Annotated in this window: 28 protein-coding genes; 25 read left to right on the top strand and 3 right to left on the bottom strand. The window is 47.2% G+C overall.

What is annotated here, in order from left to right; translation table 11 throughout:
* The first annotated feature begins 7 nt into the window (after positions 1-7).
* The 5 genes from rsxE (at position 8) to AC6I3O_RS14105 (ending at position 3,480) form a co-directional block, all read left to right on the top strand.
* Positions 8-733: an electron transport complex subunit RsxE gene (rsxE, locus tag AC6I3O_RS14125; RefSeq protein ID WP_497851447.1), complete on the top strand. Its 726-nt coding sequence runs from the start codon at positions 8-10 to the stop codon at positions 731-733.
* A gap of 16 nt (positions 734-749) precedes the next feature.
* A complete protein-coding gene (gene rsxA, locus AC6I3O_RS14120; RefSeq protein WP_497851446.1) occupies positions 750-1,325 on the top strand; it encodes an electron transport complex subunit RsxA in 576 nt (191 codons plus the stop codon).
* Positions 1,326-1,338: 13 nt separating this feature from the next.
* On the top strand, positions 1,339-2,130 hold the full coding sequence (locus AC6I3O_RS14115) for an RnfABCDGE type electron transport complex subunit B (RefSeq protein WP_497851445.1): 792 nt from the start codon (positions 1,339-1,341) through the stop codon (positions 2,128-2,130).
* An 8-nt stretch (positions 2,131-2,138) separates the two neighbouring features.
* The gene (locus AC6I3O_RS14110) at positions 2,139-2,552 is read left to right on the top strand and encodes a DUF2752 domain-containing protein (RefSeq protein WP_497851444.1); all 414 of its coding nucleotides are present in this window, start codon (positions 2,139-2,141) and stop codon (positions 2,550-2,552) included.
* A gap of 313 nt (positions 2,553-2,865) precedes the next feature.
* On the top strand, positions 2,866-3,480 hold the full coding sequence (locus AC6I3O_RS14105; protein ID WP_497851443.1) for a hypothetical protein: 615 nt from the start codon (positions 2,866-2,868) through the stop codon (positions 3,478-3,480).
* Positions 3,481-3,535: 55 nt separating this feature from the next.
* Here AC6I3O_RS14105 and AC6I3O_RS14100 read toward each other — a convergent pair whose 3' ends face one another.
* On the bottom strand, positions 3,536-4,525 hold the full coding sequence (locus AC6I3O_RS14100; protein WP_497851442.1) for an FAD:protein FMN transferase: 990 nt from the start codon (positions 4,523-4,525) through the stop codon (positions 3,536-3,538).
* Between the two features lie 173 nt (positions 4,526-4,698).
* Between AC6I3O_RS14100 and AC6I3O_RS14095 the strand changes: the two genes are divergently transcribed.
* From AC6I3O_RS14095 to AC6I3O_RS14040, 12 genes are all read left to right on the top strand, one after another.
* A complete protein-coding gene (locus tag AC6I3O_RS14095; RefSeq protein WP_497851441.1) occupies positions 4,699-5,070 on the top strand; it encodes a NusG domain II-containing protein in 372 nt (123 codons plus the stop codon).
* A 16-nt stretch (positions 5,071-5,086) separates the two neighbouring features.
* Positions 5,087-5,578: a Gx transporter family protein gene (locus AC6I3O_RS14090; RefSeq protein WP_497851440.1), complete on the top strand. Its 492-nt coding sequence runs from the start codon at positions 5,087-5,089 to the stop codon at positions 5,576-5,578.
* Between the two features lie 12 nt (positions 5,579-5,590).
* Entirely contained in the window at positions 5,591-6,202 is a 612-nt protein-coding gene (gene ruvA / locus AC6I3O_RS14085) for a Holliday junction branch migration protein RuvA (protein WP_497851439.1), read from the top strand.
* A gap of 68 nt (positions 6,203-6,270) precedes the next feature.
* On the top strand, positions 6,271-7,278 hold the full coding sequence (gene ruvB, locus AC6I3O_RS14080; RefSeq protein WP_497853482.1) for a Holliday junction branch migration DNA helicase RuvB: 1,008 nt from the start codon (positions 6,271-6,273) through the stop codon (positions 7,276-7,278).
* A gap of 105 nt (positions 7,279-7,383) precedes the next feature.
* Positions 7,384-7,797, top strand: a complete 414-nt coding sequence (locus tag AC6I3O_RS14075) for a cell division protein ZapA (RefSeq protein ID WP_159751023.1) — start codon at positions 7,384-7,386, stop codon at positions 7,795-7,797.
* A 76-nt stretch (positions 7,798-7,873) separates the two neighbouring features.
* Positions 7,874-9,997 (top strand): peptidase U32 family protein, encoded by a 2,124-nt coding sequence (locus AC6I3O_RS14070; RefSeq protein ID WP_497851438.1) that lies wholly within the window; start codon positions 7,874-7,876, stop codon positions 9,995-9,997.
* 8 nt (positions 9,998-10,005) lie between these two features.
* Positions 10,006-11,478 (top strand): FtsW/RodA/SpoVE family cell cycle protein, encoded by a 1,473-nt coding sequence (locus AC6I3O_RS14065; RefSeq protein WP_497851437.1) that lies wholly within the window; start codon positions 10,006-10,008, stop codon positions 11,476-11,478.
* A complete protein-coding gene (locus AC6I3O_RS14060) occupies positions 11,366-12,844 on the top strand; it encodes a peptidoglycan D,D-transpeptidase FtsI family protein (protein ID WP_497853481.1) in 1,479 nt (492 codons plus the stop codon). Before AC6I3O_RS14065 ends, AC6I3O_RS14060 begins: the two co-directional genes overlap by 113 nt.
* A gap of 49 nt (positions 12,845-12,893) precedes the next feature.
* Positions 12,894-13,214 carry a hypothetical protein gene (locus AC6I3O_RS14055; RefSeq protein ID WP_497851436.1) on the top strand — a complete coding sequence of 107 codons (321 nt, stop codon included), beginning with the start codon at positions 12,894-12,896 and terminating at the stop codon, positions 13,212-13,214.
* A 1-nt stretch (position 13,215) separates the two neighbouring features.
* Positions 13,216-14,499 (top strand): DUF2953 domain-containing protein, encoded by a 1,284-nt coding sequence (locus tag AC6I3O_RS14050; protein WP_497851435.1) that lies wholly within the window; start codon positions 13,216-13,218, stop codon positions 14,497-14,499.
* A gap of 47 nt (positions 14,500-14,546) precedes the next feature.
* Positions 14,547-14,942, top strand: a complete 396-nt coding sequence (locus AC6I3O_RS14045; RefSeq protein WP_497851434.1) for a GerW family sporulation protein — start codon at positions 14,547-14,549, stop codon at positions 14,940-14,942.
* A gap of 69 nt (positions 14,943-15,011) precedes the next feature.
* The gene (locus tag AC6I3O_RS14040; protein ID WP_497851433.1) at positions 15,012-15,149 is read left to right on the top strand and encodes a hypothetical protein; all 138 of its coding nucleotides are present in this window, start codon (positions 15,012-15,014) and stop codon (positions 15,147-15,149) included.
* A 131-nt stretch (positions 15,150-15,280) separates the two neighbouring features.
* Here AC6I3O_RS14040 and AC6I3O_RS14035 read toward each other — a convergent pair whose 3' ends face one another.
* Together AC6I3O_RS14035 and AC6I3O_RS14030 are read right to left on the bottom strand one after the other, a co-directional pair.
* Positions 15,281-15,901 carry a hypothetical protein gene (locus AC6I3O_RS14035; protein ID WP_497851432.1) on the bottom strand — a complete coding sequence of 207 codons (621 nt, stop codon included), beginning with the start codon at positions 15,899-15,901 and terminating at the stop codon, positions 15,281-15,283.
* Between the two features lie 30 nt (positions 15,902-15,931).
* Entirely contained in the window at positions 15,932-16,357 is a 426-nt protein-coding gene (locus AC6I3O_RS14030; protein WP_497851431.1) for a helix-turn-helix domain-containing protein, read from the bottom strand.
* Between the two features lie 180 nt (positions 16,358-16,537).
* Between AC6I3O_RS14030 and ispF the strand changes: the two genes are divergently transcribed.
* From ispF to AC6I3O_RS13990, 8 genes are all read left to right on the top strand, one after another.
* On the top strand, positions 16,538-17,086 hold the full coding sequence (gene ispF / locus AC6I3O_RS14025; RefSeq protein ID WP_497851430.1) for a 2-C-methyl-D-erythritol 2,4-cyclodiphosphate synthase: 549 nt from the start codon (positions 16,538-16,540) through the stop codon (positions 17,084-17,086).
* 55 nt (positions 17,087-17,141) lie between these two features.
* Entirely contained in the window at positions 17,142-18,140 is a 999-nt protein-coding gene (locus tag AC6I3O_RS14020) for a GNAT family N-acetyltransferase (RefSeq protein ID WP_497851429.1), read from the top strand.
* Positions 18,141-18,306: 166 nt separating this feature from the next.
* Positions 18,307-18,816 carry a DedA family protein gene (locus tag AC6I3O_RS14015; RefSeq protein ID WP_497851428.1) on the top strand — a complete coding sequence of 170 codons (510 nt, stop codon included), beginning with the start codon at positions 18,307-18,309 and terminating at the stop codon, positions 18,814-18,816.
* Between the two features lie 52 nt (positions 18,817-18,868).
* On the top strand, positions 18,869-19,564 hold the full coding sequence (locus tag AC6I3O_RS14010; RefSeq protein WP_497851427.1) for a DUF374 domain-containing protein: 696 nt from the start codon (positions 18,869-18,871) through the stop codon (positions 19,562-19,564).
* Between the two features lie 52 nt (positions 19,565-19,616).
* On the top strand, positions 19,617-20,333 hold the full coding sequence (locus AC6I3O_RS14005) for a response regulator transcription factor (RefSeq protein ID WP_497851426.1): 717 nt from the start codon (positions 19,617-19,619) through the stop codon (positions 20,331-20,333).
* On the top strand, positions 20,305-22,410 hold the full coding sequence (locus AC6I3O_RS14000; RefSeq protein WP_497851425.1) for a sensor histidine kinase: 2,106 nt from the start codon (positions 20,305-20,307) through the stop codon (positions 22,408-22,410). Before AC6I3O_RS14005 ends, AC6I3O_RS14000 begins: the two co-directional genes overlap by 29 nt.
* Positions 22,411-22,854: 444 nt before the next feature.
* A complete protein-coding gene (locus tag AC6I3O_RS13995; protein WP_305085201.1) occupies positions 22,855-23,115 on the top strand; it encodes a hypothetical protein in 261 nt (86 codons plus the stop codon).
* Positions 23,102-24,820 carry an IS66 family transposase gene (locus tag AC6I3O_RS13990; RefSeq protein ID WP_304523303.1) on the top strand — a complete coding sequence of 573 codons (1,719 nt, stop codon included), beginning with the start codon at positions 23,102-23,104 and terminating at the stop codon, positions 24,818-24,820. Before AC6I3O_RS13995 ends, AC6I3O_RS13990 begins: the two co-directional genes overlap by 14 nt.
* Positions 24,821-24,941 lie beyond the last annotated feature (121 nt).

The raw sequence follows: 24,941 nt of genomic DNA, 5'->3' as shown, positions 1-24,941 counted from the left end.
TAGAAAGATGAATAATTGTACCGAAAGAATTTATAACGGTCTGGTCAAAGAAAACCCTACCTTCGTGCTGATGTTGGGTATGTGTCCGACCCTGGCGGTAACGACGTCCGCCATCAACGGCGTAGGTATGGGGCTGTCTACGACGGTCGTGCTTGTGCTGTCGAATATGCTGATTTCCATGCTGCGTAAGATCATCCCGGATTCCGTCCGGATGCCTGCGTTCATCGTAGTCGTGGCTTCATTCGTAACGATTGTACAGTTCCTTTTGGAAGGGTTCGTACCTAGTTTGTATGCTTCTCTTGGGCTTTATATCCCGCTTATCGTGGTAAACTGTATTATCCTTGGCCGTGCCGAGAGTTATGCGTCTAAGAACCCTGTTCTGCCGTCCATTTTCGACGGTATCGGTATGGGGCTTGGATTTACTGTGGGACTGACTGCAATCGGTATTGTCCGTGAAGTGATTGGTACAGGGGCAATCTTCGGACAGCAGATTCTTCCCCTTGCGGACGCCGCAGCGGGAAAGGGCGGTTATGTGCCTGTTACCATCTTCATCCTTCCGCCGGGAGCATTCCTGGTGTTGGCATTCCTGGTGGCTTTGCAGAACAAGGTGAAGATCAATGCGGCTAAGAAAGGCAAGCAGGTCGTAGAGTCAGCCGGATGCGGGGAAGGGTGTGCTTCTTGCGGCAATGGCGCGTGCAGCGGTAAGGTTTTCCCGACGGGAAATGAAAAGTAGTAGGAGGGGTGCATAGATGAAAGAATTATTGATTATTGCGATTGGATCGGCCCTTGTGAATAACGTTGTACTCAGCCAGTTCTTGGGAATCTGCCCGTTCCTTGGCGTATCTAAGAAGGTAGATACGGCAGCCGGCATGGGCGGGGCGGTTGTGTTCGTTATCACCATCGCTTCATTTGTTACAGGTCTGATTTATAAGTTTATATTGTCGCCGCTGAATTTTGAATATTTGCAGACAATCGTATTCATTCTGATTATTGCGGCGCTGGTTCAGTTCGTGGAGATGTTTCTGAAAAAGGCGATGCCGCCGCTGTATAATGCGCTTGGCGTGTACCTTCCGCTGATTACGACAAACTGTGCCGTACTTGGCGTTGCATTGACCAACGTGCAGAAAGAGTATAGTATCCTTCAGGGCGTAATCTATGGTATCGGAACCTCGATTGGATTCCTGATTGCGATCGTAATCATGGCGGGAATCCGTGAGAAGATTGAGTATAATGACATTCCCGAATCCTTTCAGGGAACGCCGATCGTGCTGGTGACAGCAACTCTTATGGCGATTGCGTTCTGTGGATTCTCGGGACTGATATAGGAGGGACGAAACGATGAGTGTTACAGGTATTATAATTGCTGCGGTAATCGTGGGCGGAACCGGTTTGTTCATCGGTGTGTTCCTGGGAGTCGCAGGCAAGAAATTTGCGGTTGAAGTCGATGAGAGAGAGGAAGCTATTACGGGCGTGCTTCCGGGGAATAACTGCGGCGGCTGCGGTTATGCAGGATGTTCCGGCCTTGCGGCGGCAATCGTCAAGGGCGAGGCGGAGATTAGCGGATGTCCAGTGGGCGGCGCGCCGGTGGCAGAGAAGATTGGGGCAATCATGGGCGTGGAAGCCGGTTCTAAGGCTCGTCAGGTCGCATTCGTGAAGTGTGCGGGAACCTGTGATAAGGCTGGTAAGGACTATGAGTATCATGGCCTGAATGACTGTATCATGGTCAATATGATGCAGGCAGGGGGACCTAAGTCCTGTAATTATGGGTGCCTTGGCGAAGGAAGCTGTGTGAAGGCCTGTCCCTTCGATGCAATCCATATCGTGGACGGAGTTGCCCTTGTGGATAAGGATGCATGTAAGGCCTGCGGAAAGTGTATTGCGGTATGTCCGAAGAAGTTAATTGAGCTGGTGCCCTATGACCAGAACCATCTGGTGCAGTGCAGTTCCAGGGATAAGGGCAAGGATGTTATGAAGGCTTGCTCCGTGGGATGTATCGGGTGTAAGATGTGCGAGAAGGTCTGTGAGTCTGATGCGATTAAGGTGGAAGGCAATGTTGCGCATATCGACCCTGAGAAGTGTACGGACTGCGGCAAGTGTGCGGAGAAGTGCCCGAAGAAATGTATTAAGTAGGAGATATCATGCTGTTATGGAGAGATATCAAAGATATGAAATGGGCGATTATATTAATAATCGCCTATTTTGCATTGGGAAAATATTTTTTATACAGCTTGTGTCCGATGGTAGTTATCACAGGTTTCCCTTGCCCGGGATGCGGGCTTACCAGGGCGGGATTCCGACTGCTCCGGCTGGATTTTGCCGGGGCGTTCCGGATACATCCGTTTATTTTTCCCATTGCCGCTTATATAGGGATTTTTAGCTGGAACCGATATATTCGGAAGCGCCGGATGGGGACAGGCTTGAAGATCCTTCTTATTCTGATTTTGGTACTCCTGATTCTGTTTTATATATGGAGGATGCTGCATGATTTTCCGGGAGAGCCGCCTATGAGTTATTATAGCAGGAATTTGCTGTTTTATGTGATATTTAAATAATTCTATTAGTTCTCGAAAGGTGGTATCTCTTATGGCATTTAAAACGAATGATTGTCAACAGTTGTAGTCAAAGAACAAGATAATTTCAAACCATTAACACTGCGCTCAGACACACATTTGTAACGAGATGCATTGAGTGTGGCATTAACGAAACAAATGTAATAGGGTTCAATGAATGAGACACTACACCAGTTCTGGGGATATAACTACAGCTTTTATCTGTGCTGCTTTCTCCGTTTACCGATTGAAATTCTGTCCTTTCCGTGGTAGAATGGTTAATAAAGTAATCAGAGCAGTACGAGGAGGATGTACAATGGACAATAATTATGATAATACACCAAAGGAGAATGACGGCTTAAACCAACCTGTTGATGGCACAAATACATCGGGACAGGCGAATTCGGACGCAGCAGGCCAGTATACCGACCCGAATGCGGGCGAGCAGCCAAGTTCTTCCCAGCAATATCCATATACCAGCCAGAATGCATACGGCAGCGGCCAGACAAACGGCGGCTATCAGTATGGCCAGCAAGGGTCCAACGGCAGTTATAGTTACAACCAGAATTATAATCAAAACTATAATCAGAACTATAACCAGAATCAGAACTATGGCCAGAACAACAGTTACAACTATCAGGACAATTATAGTTACAATACCGGCAATCAATACAACCAAATGTATGAGCCTGGGCAGGATTCATCTCCAATGTCTATGGGAGACTGGATTATTACTTTGCTGGTGGCGATGATTCCATGTATTGGTATCATAATGTATTTTGTATGGGCATTCAGCAAGACAACGAATGTGAATCGCAGGAATTTTTGCCGTGCGCAGTTGGTTATCATGGGTGTTGTGCTTGTAATCTATATCATTTTCATTGCATTGTTTGGTTCTATGCTTTTTAGAGCCGGAAGTTTCTATTATTAAATCTTTGTATGAAAAACCTTCGCATAGCGGAAGCTGCGAAGGTTTTTCATTGGGATTATTTGAGTTTTTGCTGGAAATTCTTGGAATACAGAATCTTGTTGTCACTTGTAATGAAGACGGCATCCACGTTGTCCAGTTGTTCTATCAGCCGCATACTCTTATTATAGCCAAGCAGGAAGCAGGTTGTGCTTAATGCGTCTGCCGTGAGGGAAGAGTTTGTGATGATGGTAACACTGTTCAGATTATTCTCACAGGGATAGCCGGTGTGCGGATCTAATATATGGTGGTAAATCCTGCCGTCTGCCTTAAAATAACGTTGATACGTGCCGGAAGTAACCACAGATTTGTCGGAGATCCGTACAGATGTGATTGGTTCACCTGTCATATCAAAGGGTTTCTGGATACCGATGTTGTAATCGGAACCGTCCAGTCGGCTTCCTATAGTAAGTACATTTCCCCCAAGATTGATGATAGCATGTTTCACATCTTGTTCTTTTAAATACTTTTTTAGAATATCTGCAATATAGCCCTTGGCGATACCTCCCACATCGATAGCAGCGTAGGGGTCGAGTAGGCGGACGGTGTTATCCTTAATGAGAATTTTCTTGTAATCCACATGGCTGGCAGCCTCGTTGACAGCCTCGGGGGTCGGTGGAGCTGGCGTTTCCGCATGGAAATCCCACAGGTTTGACACAGGCGCGATGGTAACGTCAAAGGCTCCGTTGGACATATCGCCGTAGTAGATAGCTTTCTTGAGCAGGGTAATTGTCTCGTCAGAAACTTCCACGGGATTGCCTCCGGCATGGTTGATTCGGGAAATCTCGCTGTCTTCGATTTTATTCGAGAACATGGCGTGATACTTTTTACAGATATTTTCGCAGCCTTTCAGCACGTCCTCGTCAGCATTGTCAAGGATCTCGATGCGGACAACCGTATCGAAAAGAGTGTCGGTATAGACCTGTTTTTGCTCCGTCTGCATTCCTGAACAGCCAGATAGCAGAAGGGATGCGGATAAAATCAGAGCGGTTAATCTTCTATATTTCATAAATATACACCTCGTTCATTCTATGGTGGGTTCCTAATCATTATAGCGTAGCTGCCCTCTGCAATCAAACTCTTTTTTATGAAATCCATTTGTTTGTAAATCGAACATGTGGTTGCAGAACGGAAATTCTTGTGTTAGAATATTGCATAGAGAAAATAAAGAGGTTGATGGATATGAAGAATGTCTTGAAGAAAAAGGATTGGATTTTGATTGCGGTTATCCTGTGCGTGGCAGGACTTACTGTGCTTGTTCATACACTTATCGGAGGAGCGGGGGCGAACAGGGTCACGATTAAGATAGAGGGCGCTATTGAAGGAATATACAGTTTGTCGGAGGACCGGGAGATAGAGATTAACGGGGGAACGAATCTGCTTAGGATTAAGAATGGCGAGGCGACTATGATTCAGGCAGATTGCCCGGATCAGCTTTGTGTCCATCAGAAACCGGTGTCTATGAACCATGAGAGTATCATCTGCCTTCCCAACAAAGTTGTTGTGGAGGTAGAATCGAGTGCGAACAGGGAGTTCGACGCCGTGACGAATTAAGCGGGGAGGAGCTTTTTTGAAGAGCAGAGTTGCATATTTTGGCGTATTTACGGCGCTGGCATTGATTTTTAGTTATGTTGAGACAATGATTCCGATTCATTTCGGCGTTCCGGGGATGAAGCTTGGACTTGCGAATCTGATTATTGTAGTTGCATTGTATAAGATACGGATACAGGAGGTATACTTGTTGTCTGTAGTGCGGGTTTTGCTGTCAGGATTCCTCTTCGGGAATTATTTCAGTATTATCTACAGTTTGGCAGGCGCTCTGCTGAGTCTTTCGGTGATGGCATGTATAAAGCGGATAGATGGTTTCAGTGTAATGGGAGTGAGTATTGCAGGAGGTGTATTCCACAATATAGGACAGATGATTGTTGCTATGGTGGTTGTAGAAACGTTCAGCGTGGTCTATTATGTACCGGTACTTCTGGTTGCAGGTCTTGTGACCGGACTTTTCATCGGGATTGCAGCGAATGAGATGTTAAAGCGAATTCAGAATATAAAGCTCTGAGGGAGGAATGTTATGATATCATATCTAAGAGGGACGCTTGCGGCGTTCGAGGAGGATAAAGTAATCGTTGACGTAGGGGGCGTTGGGTATGGAGTTTTTATGTCCGGCCAGGCGATGGGACGACTTCCTGCTGTGGGAAGTGAAGTGAAGCTCCATACATACCTGAATGTGAAGGAAGAGGCCATGCAGTTGTATGGTTTTTTGACGCGGGATGATTTGTCTGTGTTCAGGCAGTTAATCGGGGTGAATGGAATCGGCCCTAAGGGCGGGCTGGGAATTTTGTCGGCTTTGAGCCCGGACGACCTGAGGTTTGCTGTTTTGGCAAATGACGTGAAGGCAATCTGCGCTGCTCCGGGGATTGGGAAGAAGACTGCAGAGAAGCTGATTCTTGAGCTGAGGGATAAGCTGAAATTGGAAGACGCATTGGATCACATTGCCTCTGATTCGGAGGCGTCTGTGGGGATGGAATCCTACAGCCAGATTAGGAGCGAGGCTGTCCAGGCGCTTGTGGCATTGGGCTATGGCAGTACAGAGGCATTGAGGGCGGTCAAAAAGGTGGAAGTGGAAGAAGCGATGGAAGTAGAGGATGTGCTGAAATTGGCGTTGAAGTATATGGCTCTTTAGGTATACCCGCAGGGCACACCGTAATGCAAGCCCTGTGGGAAGTAGAATTAATGAGGGTGAATAGTGCAATGGGCAGACGAATTATAACGACGGAGAATCTGGAAGAGGATGTTAAGATAGAGAATCATCTGCGTCCGCAGATGCTTGTGGATTATATCGGGCAGGAGAAGGCGAAAGAGACGCTAAAAATTTATATCGAGGCTGCAAAGGCAAGGGAAGAACCTTTGGACCATGTACTTTTCTATGGCCCTCCGGGACTTGGAAAGACGACGCTTGCAGGGATTATAGCCAACGAGATGGACGTCAATTTAAAGATTACCTCAGGACCGGCAATCGAGAAACCGGGGGAGATGGCGGCGATTCTAAATAACCTGCAGGAGGGTGACGTGCTGTTTGTGGATGAGATTCATCGCTTGAACCGACAGGTAGAAGAGGTGCTATATCCGGCGATGGAGGATTACGCCATCGACATTATGATTGGAAAGGGAGCGAGCGCAAGGTCTATCCGCCTGGATCTTCCTAAGTTTACTCTGGTGGGTGCGACCACCAGGGCGGGGATGCTGACAGCGCCGTTGCGTGACCGTTTTGGCGTGGTAAACCGGATGGAGTTCTATACGGTGGAAGAGCTAAAGACGATCCTGCTGCGTTCGGCAAAGGTGCTGGAAGTAGGAATCGACTCGAAAGGTGCAGATGCTTTGGCGAGGCGTTCCAGAGGGACGCCAAGGCTTGCCAACCGGCTGTTGAAGCGGGTGCGGGATTTTGCGCAGGTCAAATACGACGGCTATATCACGGAGGAAGTGGCGAATTATGCGTTGGATCTTCTGGATGTGGATAAGGAGGGGTTAGACCAGACTGACCGCAGGCTTTTGGTGGTGATGATTGAGAAGTTCCTTGGGGGACCCGTTGGACTTGATACCCTTGCTGCTGCAATCGGGGAGGATGCGGGAACCATCGAAGACGTCTATGAACCGTACCTGCTGATGAACGGATTTATCCAGCGGACGCCGAGAGGGCGGATGGTGACAGACCATGCGTACCGTCATCTTGGAATTTCCCGGGAAATTATTGAAAAATAGTTGGTTTTTGGAGAAGTATCGTTTATAATAGAGTGAGAGAGTCGGAAAACTGTGGTTGGCAGCTTTTCTGCATACTAAGGCATAAGAATTGTGAGGAGGCTTCTAATGGCATCATCAAAAAACTTTACGGAAGTATTAATAGGGGGCAAGGTATTCACCCTGAGCGGTTTTGAGAGTGAAGAATATCTGCAGAAAGTATCGACCTATCTGAATCACAAGATTGAGGAGTGCAGCAACAGCGACGGATACCGGAAGCAGAGTGCCGAGACCAGAAGCATTTTGCTGGCGCTGAATATCGCGGACGATTATTTTAAGGCAAAGAAGCAGGGGGGCACGCTGGAAAGTGATATAGAGGCAAAGGATAAAGAGATGTATGATCTGAAGCACGAACTGATATCGGTTCAGATCAAGCTCGAGAATGCGGAAAAATCTATGGACAAGCTCAAGGAAGAGAATAAGGAATTTCAGATGAAGATTGTCCAGCTTGAAACGGAGATAAAGAATAATCGTAAGAAGTAGGCTGTCTGTTGACAGCCTTTTTTAAGGAAATATGCATTGGAGGCAGCGGAGTCATTTGGAGACAGGAGGGAAAGGTATGGATGGCAGGAAAGTAGAGATACTTGCGCCTGCGGGTTCGGCAGAGAGTTTGAAGGCGGCGGTCTGTGCGGGGGCAGATGCGGTCTATATCGGGGGGACGAAGTTCGGGGCGAGGGCGTATGCAAAGAACCTGACGGAAGACGAACTGCTTGATGCGATCGATTATGTGCATATTCACGGGAGGCGCATTTATCTCACTGTGAATACCCTGCTCAAGGATTCGGAGATTGAGGGACTGTACGAATATCTTCTGCCCTATTATCTGCGGGGGCTTGACGGGGTAATCGTCCAGGATGTGGGGGTGCTTCAGTTTTTGCGTATGCATTTGCCGGGACTTCCCGTCCATGCAAGCACCCAGATGACGGTCACGGGGGCGGACGGCGCTGCATTTTTACAGGAGCGGGGAGTCGTGCGGGTTGTGCCTGCAAGGGAGCTGTCCCTTAGGGAGATTCGGCGGATGAAGGAGCAGACCGGGATGGAGATTGAATGTTTCGTCCATGGAGCGCTGTGTTATTGCTATTCTGGGCAATGTCTGTTAAGCAGCATGATTGGGGGCAGGAGCGGCAACCGGGGGCAGTGCGCCCAGCCTTGCAGGCTTCCTTGGCAGACGGAAGGCCGAAAGACAGGGGATTTGATGAGCCTGAAAGATTTGTGTACCATTGACTTGCTTCCGGATTTTATAGATGCGGGGATTGATTCTTTCAAAATTGAAGGCAGGATGAAGCAGCCGGATTATGTTTACACAGTAACCGAGATTTACCGGAAGTACGTGGATGTGTATCTTGAGAAGGGGCCAGAATATTACAAGGTGGAGAAAGACGACCGGGACAGGCTCTATGCCGCCTACCAGCGAAGGGGATATACGGACGGGTATTACAGGCGGCATAATGGGAAGGATATGATTTCATTCCAGCGTATGCAAGGTGAGAAGGAAGATACAGGGGGAAAGGAATTTAAAATACAAGAAAAAATTAATGGTAATTTAATACTTTCTGTGGGAGAGCGTGCTAAACTGGTATTGGTACATGGCAATCGCCGGGTGGAATGTGAGGGTGAGACCGTACAGCCAGCCCTGCGGCAGCCGTTGGACGCCGAGAGGGCCGGAAAGCAGATGCAGAAGACTGGCAATACGCAATTTAATTTCGAGCAGTTTCAAGTAGAGATGGAGGGGGATGTGTTCCTTCCGCTACAGGCGTTAAATGAACTGCGCAGAGAAGGAATTAACAGGCTTACGGAAGCGATTCTTAACGGATACCGGAGGGAAGAGCCGGAAGGGCATGGGAAGGAAAGCGGCGGGAGTAACGCTGGGAATCCCAAGCTTTGCCTGTCCTGTGTTGTCCAATCCTTTGACCAACTGAAAGCGGTGGTTGGAAGTGAAGAGGTTGAAAGGATTTATATAGATGATGAACTTGGATTACAGGATAAAACTAGGCAATATCTGGCGAAGTGCCGAAAGGGGCGTCAGCTTTTCTTAGTAATGCCGTATATTTTCCGCATGGCGGATATGGCGGGTTATGAGGCGTTTTATTCTGAGATGGAGTCGTTCTATGACGGTGTACTGATTCGTAACTGGGAAAGCTATGGTTGGCTTTTGCGTCATGGATATGGGAAAGAGATTTGTACGGATGGGAATCTGTATGTATTTAACAGATATGGCAAGACTTTTATGCAGAGGCAGGGAATCCGGAAGTATACGGCTGCGGCGGAGTTAAATAGCAGAGAACTGAAAGAGCTTGATATCCGGGATGCGGCGTTGTCGGTTTATGGATACCAGCCGGTCATGGTGACTGCAAACTGTATCCAAAAAACGGCGGGCAAGTGCCGGAAGGAAGGGGGATATCTCAGCCTTTGCGACCGTTTTCAGAAACAGTTCTCGGTACGGCAATGCTGCCGTTACTGCTATAATGTGATGTACAACAGTGCGCCTCTGTTCCTTGCGGATAAGGCTAAGGAAGTCCTGGAGCTTATGCCGGGAGAGCTGCGGCTTGATTTTACCGTCGAGACGGGAGGACAGGCACGGGAGATCTTGCAGGTTTATAAAGATGCGTTCCTTCGGGGACAGAAAATAGAGCCTCCCCGGACGGAGTATACAAGAGGGCATTTTAAACGGGGAGTAAAGTAGGTGAAGATTTGGTAAATATTATTGTTGAGTTGTCAAAATATCTGATGATTGTGCTGATCACTATGTATACATACCTTTGCTTCAGCATTTTCGGGTACAGTGATCCGGACAGGCAGAGGAGCATGTTAAGAAGGCAGAATGTTTTGATGTTTATGATTCATATCATTGCGTTCATGGTGATGTATCTGGAGAAGGAGGACATTAAGATCCTTGCTTTTTATGTAATACAGGTGATATTATTTATCACGACAATTACGTTATATACGAATATTTATCCCAAATCGTCCAGGCTGGTGGTCAATAATATGTGTATGCTGCTTTGTATCGGCATGATCATACTTGCCAGGCTGAATTATGAGAAGGCTGTGAAGCAGTATGTTATCGCGGCTGGGGCGATTGGGGTCAGCATGGCGGTTCCAGTCATTATCCGGAAGTTCAAGAAGCTGTCGGAGTGGAGGAACCTGTATGCCATTGCCGGGATTGCGTCCCTTGCGGTGGTGGTTGTGGTAGGGCGGGTGTCCTACGGGGCGAAGCTTGGGTTCACGGTTGCAGGTATCAGCATTCAGCCGTCGGAGCTGGTGAAGATTATTTTCGTATTTTTTGTGGCGTCCAGTTTCAAGATGTCGCTGGAATTCCGGGATATCGTCATTACGACGGCGCTGGCAGCGTTCCATGTGTTGATTCTGGTGGTATCGAAGGACTTGGGGGCTGCGCTGATTATTTTTGTGGTGTACCTTGCAATGCTCTACGTGGCGACCCATCAGTTCCTTTACGTCGCCGCCGGGCTTGGTGCGGGCAGCGTGGCTTCTGTGGGCGCGTATTATCTGTTCAACCATGTGCGTACCAGGGTAGAGGCCTGGCGAGATCCATTTGCAGTCTATGACAATGGGGGATATCAGGTCGCCCAGTCCCTTTTTGCCATCGGTACAGGCGGCTGGTTCGGGATGGGGCTGTTTCAAGGGATGCCAGAGAAGATTCCGGTGGCGGACGAGGATTTTATCTTTTCCGCTATCTCAGAGGAGATGGGGCTCATATTTGCCCTGTGCATCATCCTGATTTGTGTCAGCTGTTATGTAATGTTTTTAAATATTGCGATGCAGCTCCACAATATGTTCTACAAGATGGTGGCTCTTGGGCTTGGAACCTGTTATATTTTCCAGGTGTTCCTGAATATCGGGGGAGTGACCAAGTTCATTCCTTCTACGGGCGTGACGCTGCCGCTGGTGAGCTACGGCGGAAGTTCTCTGCTCAGTACGTTAATTATGTTTGCGATTATTCAGGGATTGTATATTGTAAGGGAAGACGAGGAAGACGATATTGAGAGAAGAAAAAAGGAAAGGCTACGAGCAAAGAGAAGCCGAGAAGCGGATGAGGGCAGACCGGGAAAGAGCAGAGATGTCCCGGAAAGAGCGCAAAGAAGCCGACCGCCAAGACCGGCAAAAGACCAGGGCAAAACGCGTAAGGAACAAAGAGTTCGCTAGGGTTACGTATATTTTTGTCGCATTATTCATTGGGATGATGGGATATATCAGCTATTTTCAGGTGACGAGGAGCAAGGAATACATCCAAAGCCCTTACAATGCAAGGAAGGATTCTCTGGCGGACCGGGTGGTGCGGGGCGATATCTTAGACCGGAACGGGAAGACGCTGGCAAGGACCGTCGTGTCTGAGGACGGTTCTGAGACACGGGAATACCCTTACGGCAATATGTTCGCCCATACGGTAGGCTACAGCGACCACGGGAAATCGGGTCTGGAATCTGTGGAGAATTTCGAGCTGCTGACCTCCAATGCATTTTTTCTGGAGAAATTAAAAAATGAGTTTCAGGATAAGAAGAACCGGGGGGACAGTGTAGTCACGACGCTGGACGTGGATTTGCAGCAGACAGCGTATCAGGCGATGGGAGACGCCAAAGGAGCAGTCGTGGTGATGGAGCCGAGTACCGGGAAGATTCTGGTGATGCTGTCGAAACCGGATTTTGACCCGAATAGGCTGTCTGAGGATTGGGAATACTTGAATACGGATGTGAACAGCGCGCTTTTGAACAGGGCTACTCAGGGGCAGTATGCGCCGGGGTCTACGTTCAAGATCATCACGGCGCTGGAATATCTGCGGGAGAATCTTGGAGCGGAGGCTTACAGCTATGACTGCGCCGGGGCGATTGAGAAGGAGGGGACGACCATCCACTGTTTCGGCGGGCATGTCCACGGGCAGGTGTCCTTTGCGGACAGTATTGCTTATTCCTGCAACACCTCTTTCTGTAATATCGGGCTTATGCTGGATGTAGGAAAGTTCAAGAAGACGTCCAAAGATTTATTGTTCGACTCTAAGCTTCCTTCTGTACTGCCTTACAGCAAGAGCAAATTTATGCTTGATACGGGGGCGAGCAGTGCGGATAAGATGATGACAGCAATGGGGCAGGGCAAGACGCAGGTGAGTCCGTATCATATGGCTCTGGTCACTTGTGCGGTTGCCAACGGCGGGATTCTGATGAAGCCTTATCTGGTAGATTCGATTACCAATTATACCGGTCAGGAGGTGGATAAAAACCTTCCTTCGGAATATAAGACCCTTATGACGGCTGCCGAGGCTTTGCAGTTAAAGCAGTATATGACGGGCGTGGTAGACTATGGGACGGCAACCGTCCTCAGCGGGCAGAGTTATACGGCTGCCGGAAAGACAGGGACGGCGGAGTACAGCTCTGACAAGGAGAAGGACCATTCCTGGTTCATCGGCATGACCAATGTGGATAACCCGGAACTGGTAATCAGTGTCATCATCGAATCTTCAGATGGGGAAGGGAAAGCGGTCAACGTTGCGAAGCAGGTATTTGACGCTTACTATTAGGCAGAAAATGGAAATTTTATGATATTTATGTGTACAAGAGGGGCGGAATATGAGATACTATAAACATCTATATCTGGCTGAGGGGATAAAAAAGAAAGAGAAAATTATCCGGAAGCTGGAGGAAAAGAAGCTGCAGATGAATATCCATGTCATAACGCTTGCGCGTAATGAAAAGAATCAGTTGGAGATTTATAATTCCATGGTCTTTTTACAGCCGGATTTTCCCTACGATGATTTTTTGGTGGTCGGGCTTGCAAAAGGTTATGAAGATGCGGTAGAAATGGTGGAAGAAATCGTTTGGGAAGTGTATAATAAGACCAAAGGGGCAGACATTCGTTCCTATATTTTAGAGAGAGAACAGGAAGAGTAAGATGCTACATATTCTATTGCTTATCTTGAAGATCATAGGGATTATAATTGCGGTGATACTGGGGATACTTGTATTACTGGTTTGTGTCGTTCTTTTTGTGCCGGTAAGGTACGACTTAGAGGCTGCCTCGGACGGTACGTTTGCAAGAACCCGCATGGAGGCGAAGGTGACTTGGCTTTTGCATCTGGTCAGGCTGGATTTGCGTTATGAGGACAAGAAGTTTGCCTGGCAGGTCCGGGTTGCGTGGAAGAAGATACAAAGCGGCCAGGAAGGAAAAAAGACTATAGAAGCAGAGGTGGAGACGGATGAGGAAGAGTTGGAAGACGATGAGGAAGGTTTTGAAGAAGAAACCAGTGAAGAAGGTGTTGGGCCTGGGAAAGAGCAGGGGCATTCTGGGAATGTTCCGGAAGAAACCTGTGTGGGGACTAGGGATATTCCAGAAGAAGAAGGCGCACGGGATTGCCCTGTGGAAAAGGAAGAAGGGCCTGACAAGAATGTGGAAGCAGCGTCCAAGGAGCCGGAGAGGCTGGTTGATGAGTTGGAACGGGAGATGGAAAAAATCCTGGATGCCGGAAGTCATCCGGAAGAAGCAAAAACCGCTGAGGAAAAACGGGAAGATTCTTGCGAAACTGGCGGAGAAGAAGGGGAAGCGGTTTGCAGGGAAGGCAGGAAAGAACGGCAAGTGGATTGCGAAGGCGACAGGGAAGAATGCAAGATGGATTGTGAAGACAGCGGGGAAGAACGGGAAGCGGTTTGTGAAAGCAGTGAAGAAGAACGGGCCGGAATATGGCAGAAGATTGCAGGCGTCTGCCAAAGCATTTACCAGAAGATAGCCGGCCTGTACCGTAAGATTGCGGGAATTCCGGCGAAGGTTTCTGGCGCTGTGGAAGGGATTGGCAATAAGATTCAGGGATTACTTGAGAAGAAGGATAAGATTCTTGGATTTCTTTCGGATGAGATTCATCAGACGGCTTTCCGGAAGGCAATGGATGAATTGTTATTCCTGCTTCGCAGGCTAAAGCCAAGGACAATAAGGGCGGATATCTTATATGGGTTTGAGGACCCGTCCCTTACCGGGAAGGTTCTTGCAGGCGCGAGTATGTGTTATCCATTTCTGGGCGGCAGTGTGGATATCCGGCCGGATTTTGAAAAGAAGATATTTGACGGGCAGTTAAAGATTGCGGGACGGCTTAGGGCGAGCTATTTCCTGAAGCTTTTGTGGAAACTCGTTTGGAGTAAGGAAGTGCGTATGACATACCGCCATGTGAGAAGTTTTGAATTATAGAGGGCTTGAGCAGTCAGTTGAATGAGAAATGTAGGAGGAGTCAGAGTATGGCAGAGAATCAATTTAAAGGAACGGTAGAGGCTTTGTTTAACGGAATGGACGGGGTAATCTCGTCTAAAACGGTGGTAGGGGAAGCAATCCATATTGGGGATACGATCATTCTCCCTTTGGTGGATGTTTCTTTTGCCGTGGGCGCAGGGGCATTCAACGGAGATAGTAAGGAAAAAGGCGCAGGCGGACTTGGCGGTAAGATCACTCCGAGCGCCGTGCTTGTAATTCAGAATGGACATACAAAACTTGTGAATGTCAAGAATCAGGATACCATGACGAAGATTCTGGATATGGTGCCGGATATGATTGACCGTTTCGGCTCTAAGAAGGAAGACAAGATGACGGAAGAGGATGTGGTGGATATTCTGGATTCGGCGGATGATGACAAATAGATCCATTGGAAGGTATTTTTTTAAGCACACACACATATGATATAAAAAATGCGGGCAAGGGTGGCTGTGATGAAGCGAGTAGTGGGATTTGCCCTGTTCTGTGTGGCGCTTGGAATGATCCTGGCACTGATTCTTCCGAATCTATTTGTGGCAGTGCTGTGTATTATATTATGTATATTGGCAGGATATAATTTATTTTGCTGTTGAGGACGTTATCTATGAGGCAGAATGTCGGGAGGGGCTGCATGGGGATGTGAAATTCACATTTTCATGCAGCCCTTCAACATAAAATCTACCTTTTTCTTTTTCCTCCTCATCCGGAAAATATTTTTCGTACCTTACATTGAGAAGTTTTTTTGGTCTATGTATAATCTGAAATTCGCCTCCAAAGCCGTTTCGAGCGCCGGCATCGACGGCATATTCTTTGATGTTTTCAGTAACCTGCTTTTTATATTTGCAAAAGAAAAAGGAATCTCACAATATTTGATGATATCGGACGCACTGTTGATATGGCATTCTCTGAGGATTGGCTCCGGACAGGTGAAATGGTAGGCGAACTCGTCGCATTTGTCCGAATCGGCGCAATCATCGGAGAAGAGGAACACGTTGGGATTCTCCTTTAGCCTGCCGGACTTCACAAGATAGATGAGTCTGGCAATTGTCCAGCGTATGCGGGAACCTGGCAGATTCTCGTCGTACAGGATGATATAATGTCCGGTAGTAGCAGCATACAGGGCCATACCGCTTCCTGCGTTGGAAAAGTAGTTTTCCGTCAGCCCTTCTTTTCTTGCGACAAACTGCATCGGAAAGATAAATATGGAAGAATTCACAATCCGGCAGAACTCATCGGACAGGACAGGGAGGCTGTGTTCGTCAAATTCCAGCAGAGCGTCATAAGCCGCAGACACAATGAGTCTGCGCTCTTCATTTGATATCTTTTCTCTTTTGAAAAAACGCATAATAGCTCCGTCTGTATGAAATGATATATGTTACCTTGCCTTTCTGATATTGAATTTCTGCATGGCACATTCGATTGCGGCGAGATCTTCTGCAGGCAGGGAAGGCATAGGAACTGTCTGCCGCTTCCTTTCCAGGGCAATCTGGTATTCCCGGTTCAGGATATAGCTTACGGCCGCAGCGCCTTCCGGGGAATATTCAGATATAAAACGGTATTTTTCAATCATTGCTTTTTCCGCAGGCGAGTATTCACCGGGGGATGAATCCAAAAGGTAATTGGGCGTGATATCCAGCGCTTTGCAGAGAAATTCAATGGTAGCGGCATCGGGCCTGTTCTTGTTGTTCTCCCAATCGCTGACAGAATTATGTTTTGCGCCGATTTTTTCTGCAAGCTGCTTCTGCGTGAGATTTTTGGATTTCCGGGCGTCTTTGATTTTTTCTCCAAATGTCAGATTCATGGTTTCACCTCCTCTTCTAAATAGTATATCATTTTAAATCGAAAAAGTAAATATAATTATTCGATATAATCGAAAGTATAATAAAAATTTGAAATATTGGGAAGAATCATGTAGACTAGAAGAAAATACATATGGTATATCCGGCATGATTATGATGATATTTAGGAAGGAGAACAGGCAATGAGAGTAGGAATGGGATATGACGTCCACCGTCTGGTGGAGGAGAGGGAATTGATTCTGGGCGGTGTAAAGATACCGTATGAGAAGGGGCTTTTGGGACATTCGGACGCGGACGTGTTGGTCCACGCAATCATGGATGCATTGCTTGGAGCGGCTGCCCTTGGAGATATAGGGAAGCATTTTCCGGATACAGACCCGAAGTATAAGGGGATTTCCAGTATCCGGCTGCTTTCCCATGTGGGAAAACTGATTGAGGAGCAGTTGTATGTAATTGGAAACATTGATGCAACCATCATTGCGCAGAAGCCTAAGATGGCGCCTCATATTGAGCAAATGAGGATTAATGTGGCCAAGACTCTTAATCTGGATATTAGTCAGGTGAATATCAAGGCGACCACGGAGGAAGGTCTGGGATTTACGGGAAACGGCGAGGGAATCTCGGCCCAGGCAGTGGCTTGTCTGGATAGAATCGAGAACTGTAGTTATGCCGTGGGACCTGACGCGGCAAGATGTGAAGGATGCGGCGGATGTCCCCATGCAGGGAAGTAAATTCGTGGCAGAGGAGAGAGAACAAGGAGTTTGGAGGGCAAGAAGGAGGAAACGAATGGATATCAGGAAATTGGACTTGCCGGAGCATGAAGACAGCCGGCGGCTGTATGAGGAAGTATTTTCTGAGGACAGCCAGTCTTTTGTGGATTATTACTATAGGGAGAAGGCTTCGGACAACCAGATCTATGTGGTGGAGGAAGAAGGAGAGATTCGTTCTATGCTCCATTTGAATCCATACCGTTTGTATGTGAACGGAAGCGGGAAGGATGTGAATTATATCGTTGCGGTTGCTACGCAAAAGGAGTACCGTAAGCGGGGGTATATGGCGGCTCTTTTGAAGCGTGCACTCAGGGATATGTATCAGGCGGGGAAGTCCTTTACGTTCCTGATGCCGGCCTCGGAGAGGATCTATTTGCCCTTTGATTTCAGGACTGTGTATGAGCAGTCCGGGAAGTTCTATGGCAAGGAGGATGAGGAGGTTCCCGGTATTGAGATTACGGATGCAAAAGAGCAGGACTGCCTTGCGCTGGCTACGGCTGCCAACCGGCATCTGGCAGAGGAGTATCAGGTATTCGCCGTTCGGGATGAGGCGTATTATCGGAGGCTGATACACGAATATGAAAGCGACGGCGGAAAGCTCAAAGTTTACCGCCAAAACGGGGAAATCATTGACTGTAGGGGATATTTCCCGGAGGAGGACGGAGAGCGCCCTAAGATTATGGTGAGGATTGTGGATGTTCGGCGGATGTTGATGTCCCTTAGGCTCCGGTCGCTGATGGGAGTCTGCTTCTGTGTGACGGACCCGGTGGTGGAGGAGAACAATCGGTGCGTGACGCTTACCGGGACAGAATTTTCCGGTGTGATGCTGATGGACGGGAAGCGGGAGAACGCGGAAGGGACGATTGGTATTGCTCCGCTTGCAAGCCTTATCTTCGGCGCAAAGACAGTGGAGGAGGTCTGTATGGAAGAGGGGGTTGAGATGTCCGGGCGGATGAAGGGAGAACTTGAAAAGTGGATTCCTCTGTCCGGGATTTATTTAAACGAGACTGTATAAATCATTTCTTTTAGATGGGATGCCGGGGAAACAGGTTTTATTTCCTTGGTATCCCTTCATGATTTCTTTAGAATATCTTTCGTTTTTCATACCATCCATCTTAATATTTTTTGGGTATGATGTATAACATCAAGAGGAAACCTGAGAAACAAAGGAGGAGATGACGATGTCAGTTCAGGCGCTTACGCAGTATTTTACAGAGTATGGAGCTATATTCGTGTTCGTGATTGTTTTGTTAGAATATATGAACCTTCCGGGATTTCCGGCCGGGGTCATTATGCCTTTGGCAGGAATATGGGCGTCAAAGGGCGCGATTAGTTTCCCGGTGGTAATGCTTTTGTCGGTGGCGGCGGGAGTGCTTGGAAGCTGGATCTTGTATTTCCTTGGAAGGCTTGGGGGCGATGCGTTCTTCCGGTTTTATGTTAAGAAGTTCCCACGGCAGAAAGGGCTGATTGAGAAGAACTTAGAGGCGCTGCGAAGGAGAGGGGCGGTAGGCGTGTTCATCGGGAAATTGGTGCCGATGATGCGGACGTTGATTTCCATCCCGGCTGGGATGATTTCCATGGGCTTCGGAAGGTATACGGTAAGCTCGGCATTAGGAGTCCTAATCTGGAATACGGTTTTTATCGGGGCCGGGTATTTCATGGGAGACGCGGTCTTTGAGGTATTTGCGTAGAGTGAAACACAGGGAGTACAAGATATTTTGTGGAATTATGGAGGGATGGAGAATGGAAGAAAGGACGAAAGGGACGAATATCTGGAGGCGTCTTTCTTACGGATATTTGAAATTATTAGAAAAAACGGTACGGATTGAGTGGCAGCAGCCGGAATGTTATAGGGGCCACAATGTGATAGGATTCTGGCATGAGGATAGTTTTGCAATGAATCTGGCGCTTAGGGCCATGGAAAGGGATGCTGCGGTTTCCGTCCTGGTCACGCCGGATGAACAGGGACAGTATTTCCAGTATCTTCTGGAACGTCTGGGTAAGGACGCGGTCAGGATCGGGTATGGGTTCTGCAACGCCGGTACGCTAAAGGATATTCTGGAATCTTTGCGGGATAACAAAAGGAGCGTGGCGATTGCGATGGACGGGCCGTTTGGTCCGAGGCATATTCCTAAGAAACTGACGTACTTCCTTTCAGAGAAGAGCCAGACAGAGCTTTTGGGCGTTACGGTGTCCTATTCAAGGGCTGTTTCCCTGTCCGGACAGTGGGACCACTGCCATATACCGCTGCCGTTTTCAAAGATTACGATGCGGCTCGATAATTATGGGGTGGCAGCATGCCAGTACCCGCCGCGGATTCGGTTATACCAAGATGAGAAGAAATGTAGTATAATGTCAACGGACAATCTGTTGACGCAGCGGGGAACCGTTCTGGAAGAAATGTCAACGCAGATTGCAGGGCAGAGGCAGTTGATGTGAGCGATAGCCGCTTTGCCGGAAGATTTTACGACATAGAAAGGGATAAGCAGGGATGGAGAGTAAGCAGATTAATCATGTGTTAATTGTGGAGGACGACAAGGAAATCCGCGAGGGCGTGGAGATATACCTGAGGAGCCAGGGATACGAGGTATTTCAGGCGGCGGACGGGGTGGAGGGACTTGCGGTCATCGAGCGGGAGGAGATTCATCTTGCAATCGTGGATGTGATGATGCCAAGGATGGATGGAATTCAGATGACCATCAAGCTCAGGGAAAAGCATGACTTCCCGGTCATCTTCCTGTCTGCCAAGTCGGAGGAGGTGGATAAGATACTGGGGCTGAATATGGGGGCGGACGACTATGTGACGAAGCCCTTTACCCCGATGGAACTGCTGGCAAGGGTGAACTCCCAGATGCGCAGATACCGGAAATTCCTGGAGAAGCTGGGAGACAAGGATAAGGGAGCCAATGTCCATACCATCGGGGGACTGGAAATCAACGAGGACTCTGTGGAGGCGCTCGTTGACGGGGAGCCGGTGAAGCTGACTCCGATTGAGTACAAGATATTGTTGCTGCTGATGAAGAACCCGGGAAGGGTATTCTCGGCAGAAGAGATTTATGAGCGGGTCTGGAATGAGCGGGCGGTCAATACGGATACCATCATGGTTCATGTGAGAAATATTCGTGAAAAGATTGAGATCAATCCGAAAGACCCAAAATATTTAAAGGTGGTGTGGGGCGTTGGGTACAAGATTGAAAAGCAGCCGTAAAATTACGGTCATATTGGTTCTGGTGTCTATTCTGATACCGGCAGTCTGCATGATGAACCAGTATTGGAACTGGTATGTGAGTTCGGAGTCGGTAGAGGAAGATGTGGCTCATGACATGGCGGTGTCAGAGGAGTTCCTAAGGACATTTCTGGATGCAGGATATATCCTTTACAACTTGGAGAATGGGGCGGATAAGGATTTGGAGAAAGTGAAGGCTGCCCTGCGGCAGAACGGTGGGAAGATGTCTGACTATGAAAGGCTCTACCCGTTCCTTGACTACCGTGTGAAGGACGAGGATAACAAGGATGTGGCCAAGAGTACTGCGGACTCTGAAAAGACCGTGTCGGAGAGCAATCTGTCTTCTTTTGCCCTGGGGATCGTGATTACCTATGATAAATATGGAGACATTGACGTTCAGATCAAGGAAGGGGAGTATAAGGCAGAGCAGAGTGTCGCATTCCGGGAGGTCATCAATGGGTATGACAATACGGACTGGAAGACAGAAGTTTATGTGGAAGTCGAAGATACGTTTTATGGGGGCGAAGAGGCATATGAGGGAGAAGTGGAGACGATTCGGCTGGAGAAGCCTAAGAACCGGACCTACATTTTTGCAATGACTGAGGACAATTTGCGGTCTTATATTAACGGTTATGGTTATACAGGATATTATGCCACAGGCTCGATGAACAATTCTGTGATTATTATGGTCCTGGTGGTGGCGCTTCTTGCGTGGCTGCTCCCTGTGCTTCCGGTATGGCGTCAGGAAGACTTGCGTATCTTACGCGTTCCTTTGGAGGTCGTGGTTATTGTATTTAGCGCTGTGATGGGGATTCTTGATAATAATCTGTGGTGGATGGCCAACAGGGCCATGGGGATTCCGGATTTCATTGATTTTCTCATATGGACGGCTGTATTTTCCGTTACGTTTTGGGCGGCAGCATGCGTAAGGCAGGTGTATACATTGGGAGCATTCACATATTTCAAAGAGAGGACACTCTGTGTCAAATACTGGAAGTATATCTGCCAGGGATGGAGATATACTTCCAGGAAGGTGAAGGAGTGGATTCATCAGTGTTATTGTTTGATAGACCGGATTGATTTGAGTGAGAGGAATAACTGGGCTATTTTTAAGATTGTGGCGGTCAATTTTATTGTCCTGGCTTTTATCTGTACCATGTGGACCGGCAGGATTTTCCTGCTGGCGGTCTATTCCTTCCTTCTGTTCTATCTGCTTAGAAAGTATTTTATTGAGCTTCAGGAGAAGTACAGGGTCTTGCTGAAAGCGACCGGGGAGATTGCAAAAGGGAACTTAGATGTGGAGATTATGGAGGATTTGGGGATATTCAGCCCATTCAAGCGTGAAATCCAGAAGATTCAGACGGGGTTCAAGAAGGCTGTGGACGAGGAGGTCAAGAGCCAGCGTATGAAGACAGAGCTGATTACCAATGTCTCCCATGACTTGAAGACTCCTCTGACGGCAATCATTACGTATGTAAACCTGCTGAAAGATGAGAAGAATGATGAGAAACGCAAGAATTATATAGAAGTGCTTGAACGCAAATCCCTGCGGCTGAAGGTTCTGATTGAGGATTTGTTCGAGGTCAGCAAGGCGAGCAGCCGGAACGTGACGTTGAATATTGTGGACGTAGACGTGGTGAATCTGTTCAAACAGGTGAAGTTGGAGCTGGAGGATAAGATTGCAGGGGCGGATCTGGATTTCCGGTGCAGTTATCCCGAGGAGAAGGTGACGGCGCTTCTTGACAGCCAGAAGACGTACCGGGTATTCGAGAATCTTCTTGTGAATATTATAAAGTATGCCATGCCTCATACCCGGGTCTATATTGAGATTGTGCGGGAAGGGGAAGAGGCCGTTGTCCGGATGAAGAATGTATCGGCGGCGGAGCTTGATTTTAACACAGAGGAGATTACGGAGCGGTTCGTGCGTGGGGATACCTCGAGGAATACGGAAGGCTCCGGGCTTGGGCTTGCCATTGTGAAGAGCTTCGTGGAACTGCAGAAAGGGAAGTTCAAGATCGAGACGGAGGCAGATTTGTTCAAGGTGGAAGTGAGGTTCTAAAAATAAGGGATGCGGCATTTCCAAACCATTAGGCATCGTATCACCTCCTAAGAATCTGTATGTGTAATAGAAAATTTAAGCTGTAAAGAAAGAACTGTCTATAATATACGTTACTTTTCACACCCACGCCAGTAATAGGCTTTTTAGAAAGTGTTGGTAAATGTGCTGAAATTAAAAAAAATTTTATCCACAGTAAATGATACATTTGAGGACAAAATGTTATTAACATTTTGTCCTCAGATATTTCTTGTGGATAACATTTCCTCTTTTCTGTTTTTCGTCTTAAACCCCCCTTCTCACATCTCTTTCTGCGTGGTTTAATATCCATTTGTCTTGAAAAATCAACAATTTATCCCTGGCAAAATGACGAATGCCAGATTTCATTCATTCGCTTTTTTTCCAGGTTTCTGCTATACTTTTTTTATTACAAGTGCGGAGGCAGCAATGAGTAAAGAAACATCACTTATAAAAAAATATGAATTACAGATTTCTAAATTGGAGAATGCTCTTAAAGAAGCAGAAAATGTAATCCGAATCCAGGAAAAATGTATTCGGACTTCGGAAGAGCTTCTTGAACAGAAAGAAGAATATATTTCCATGCTGACATTACAACTGGAAGAGACAATAGAATTAAGCAGAACGATGGCACAGGTATTAGATTCCCGCCCTAATTCATCAAAGGAGATTACAGATGAATCCATTTGAATATACAAGTGCATTACAGTACAAAGTGAAATCACTGGCACAGCAGATCGCCGAATTTAAATCCGGCGAGAGATACCAAAAATTAGAAGAAGAATATAAGAGTATTATTCGGAAACTTGAAAAAAATATCCGGGAATTAAAACAAGAATTAGCACAGGCACGTAAGGAGATCCGGTCTGTCCGTAATCAATGGATGGAAGCAAATGATGATCTTTACCACGAATGCCAAAAAGAACTTGACAGGAAAGACCGTCTCATTGCAAAGCTCAAAAAAGAGAATCTGGAAGTTGTTCGCCAGAGAGATGAAGCATTAGATAAATGCCGTGATATAAGACAGGAATTCTACAGGGTAGGGGCTGAACTGGAGGAAGAAAAAGGCCTGAACCAAAAACTGACTGCGCAGGTCAATATGGATTTTGAGAATTCATCCATCCCCTCTTCCCAGCAGAAACCCGGCAGGAAAAAAATCCCGAACAGCCGGGTAAAAACTGACCGGAAACCGGGCGGACAGCCAGGCCATGCCGGACACCGCAGGAAGCTCCATGCCGTAACAGAGACACATGAAATCCCTGCACCTGCAAAATACCTGGATAAAGAGAATTATTATGAGACGGGAAAAATCATTCGGAAACAGAAAGTGGTCATCCAGATGTCTGTAGCGGTCATGGAATATACGACAAAGGAATACCGTGACAAAAGAACCGGAGCCCGTGTACATGCTCCATTTCCAGAAGGATATATCAATGAAGTGAACTATGACGGGACGGTGAAGGCACTTGCCTTTCTCCTGAGCAATGAATGCAACGTATCCCATGGAAAAATAAGAAAGCTAATCTCAGAATTGACAAAAGGCGAGATCGAACTGTCCGACGGCATGATCAATGGTCTTACCAGGGAATTTTCAGCGAAAACAGCGGAAGAGAAAAAAGAGATTATAAAGAAACTAATGCAGTCTCCGGTCATGAATGCAGATTTTACAAACGCATCTGTAAATGGGCACAGTGCGCAGGTCCTTATACTTGCATCCCCGATTGCAGATGTGGCACTTTATATAGGCAGGGAGAAAAAAGGGCATAAAGGAATAGAAGGAACGCCGCTGGAGAATTATGTTGGGATTGTCTTGCATGACCATGACAAGACATTTTACCATTATGGAACAAAACATCAGGAGTGTACCCAGCATGACTGCCGCTATCTGATCGGCAGCGAGCAGAATGAGCCGCAGCTGGAATGGAACAAGGAGATGCACGGATTGTTCCAGGAGATGCTGCATTACCGAAATGGGTTGGGGGAGAAAGAACTTGATCCGATAATTGTTGAGGGATTCGAGAAAAGGTATGACGAAATCCTGAACAAGGCGGAGAAAGAATATCAGGATGAGCCGCCGACGGAGTATTATAGGGAAGGGTATAATCTATTTCTCCGGTTAAGGGAATATAAAGAAAGCGAATTATTGTTCCTGCATGACAAACGGGTTCCAGCCAATAATTCCCTATGTGAAAGATTGGCAAGAGTCTATAAACGAAAACAGAAGCAGGCAATTACTCTGCGGAGCCAAGAAAGTTTAAACGATATTTGTAATGGCTTAAGCATAGTCTATTTGTTACGCTCACAAAATGTAGATGTATATCAGAAGATATCAGAAATATATGAACGGAAACGCCCGCCCAAAATAAAACAGGAAAAGGTTGTTGCTAAAGCTTAACGCCAAAGCAGCAACCTTTTTTATTATACAGATGGCGTGGGTGTGAAATGTAACTAATATACTTAGAAATATGAAAAATAGCAATAATAAGTCTGTATACAAAAGTAATTTTATGCTACAA

This window comes from Sporofaciens sp. St.21A7 (assembly GCF_059728535.1).
The sequence above is the reverse complement of the archived record's forward strand: the minus strand, read 5'-3'. Positions and strand labels throughout refer to the sequence as shown.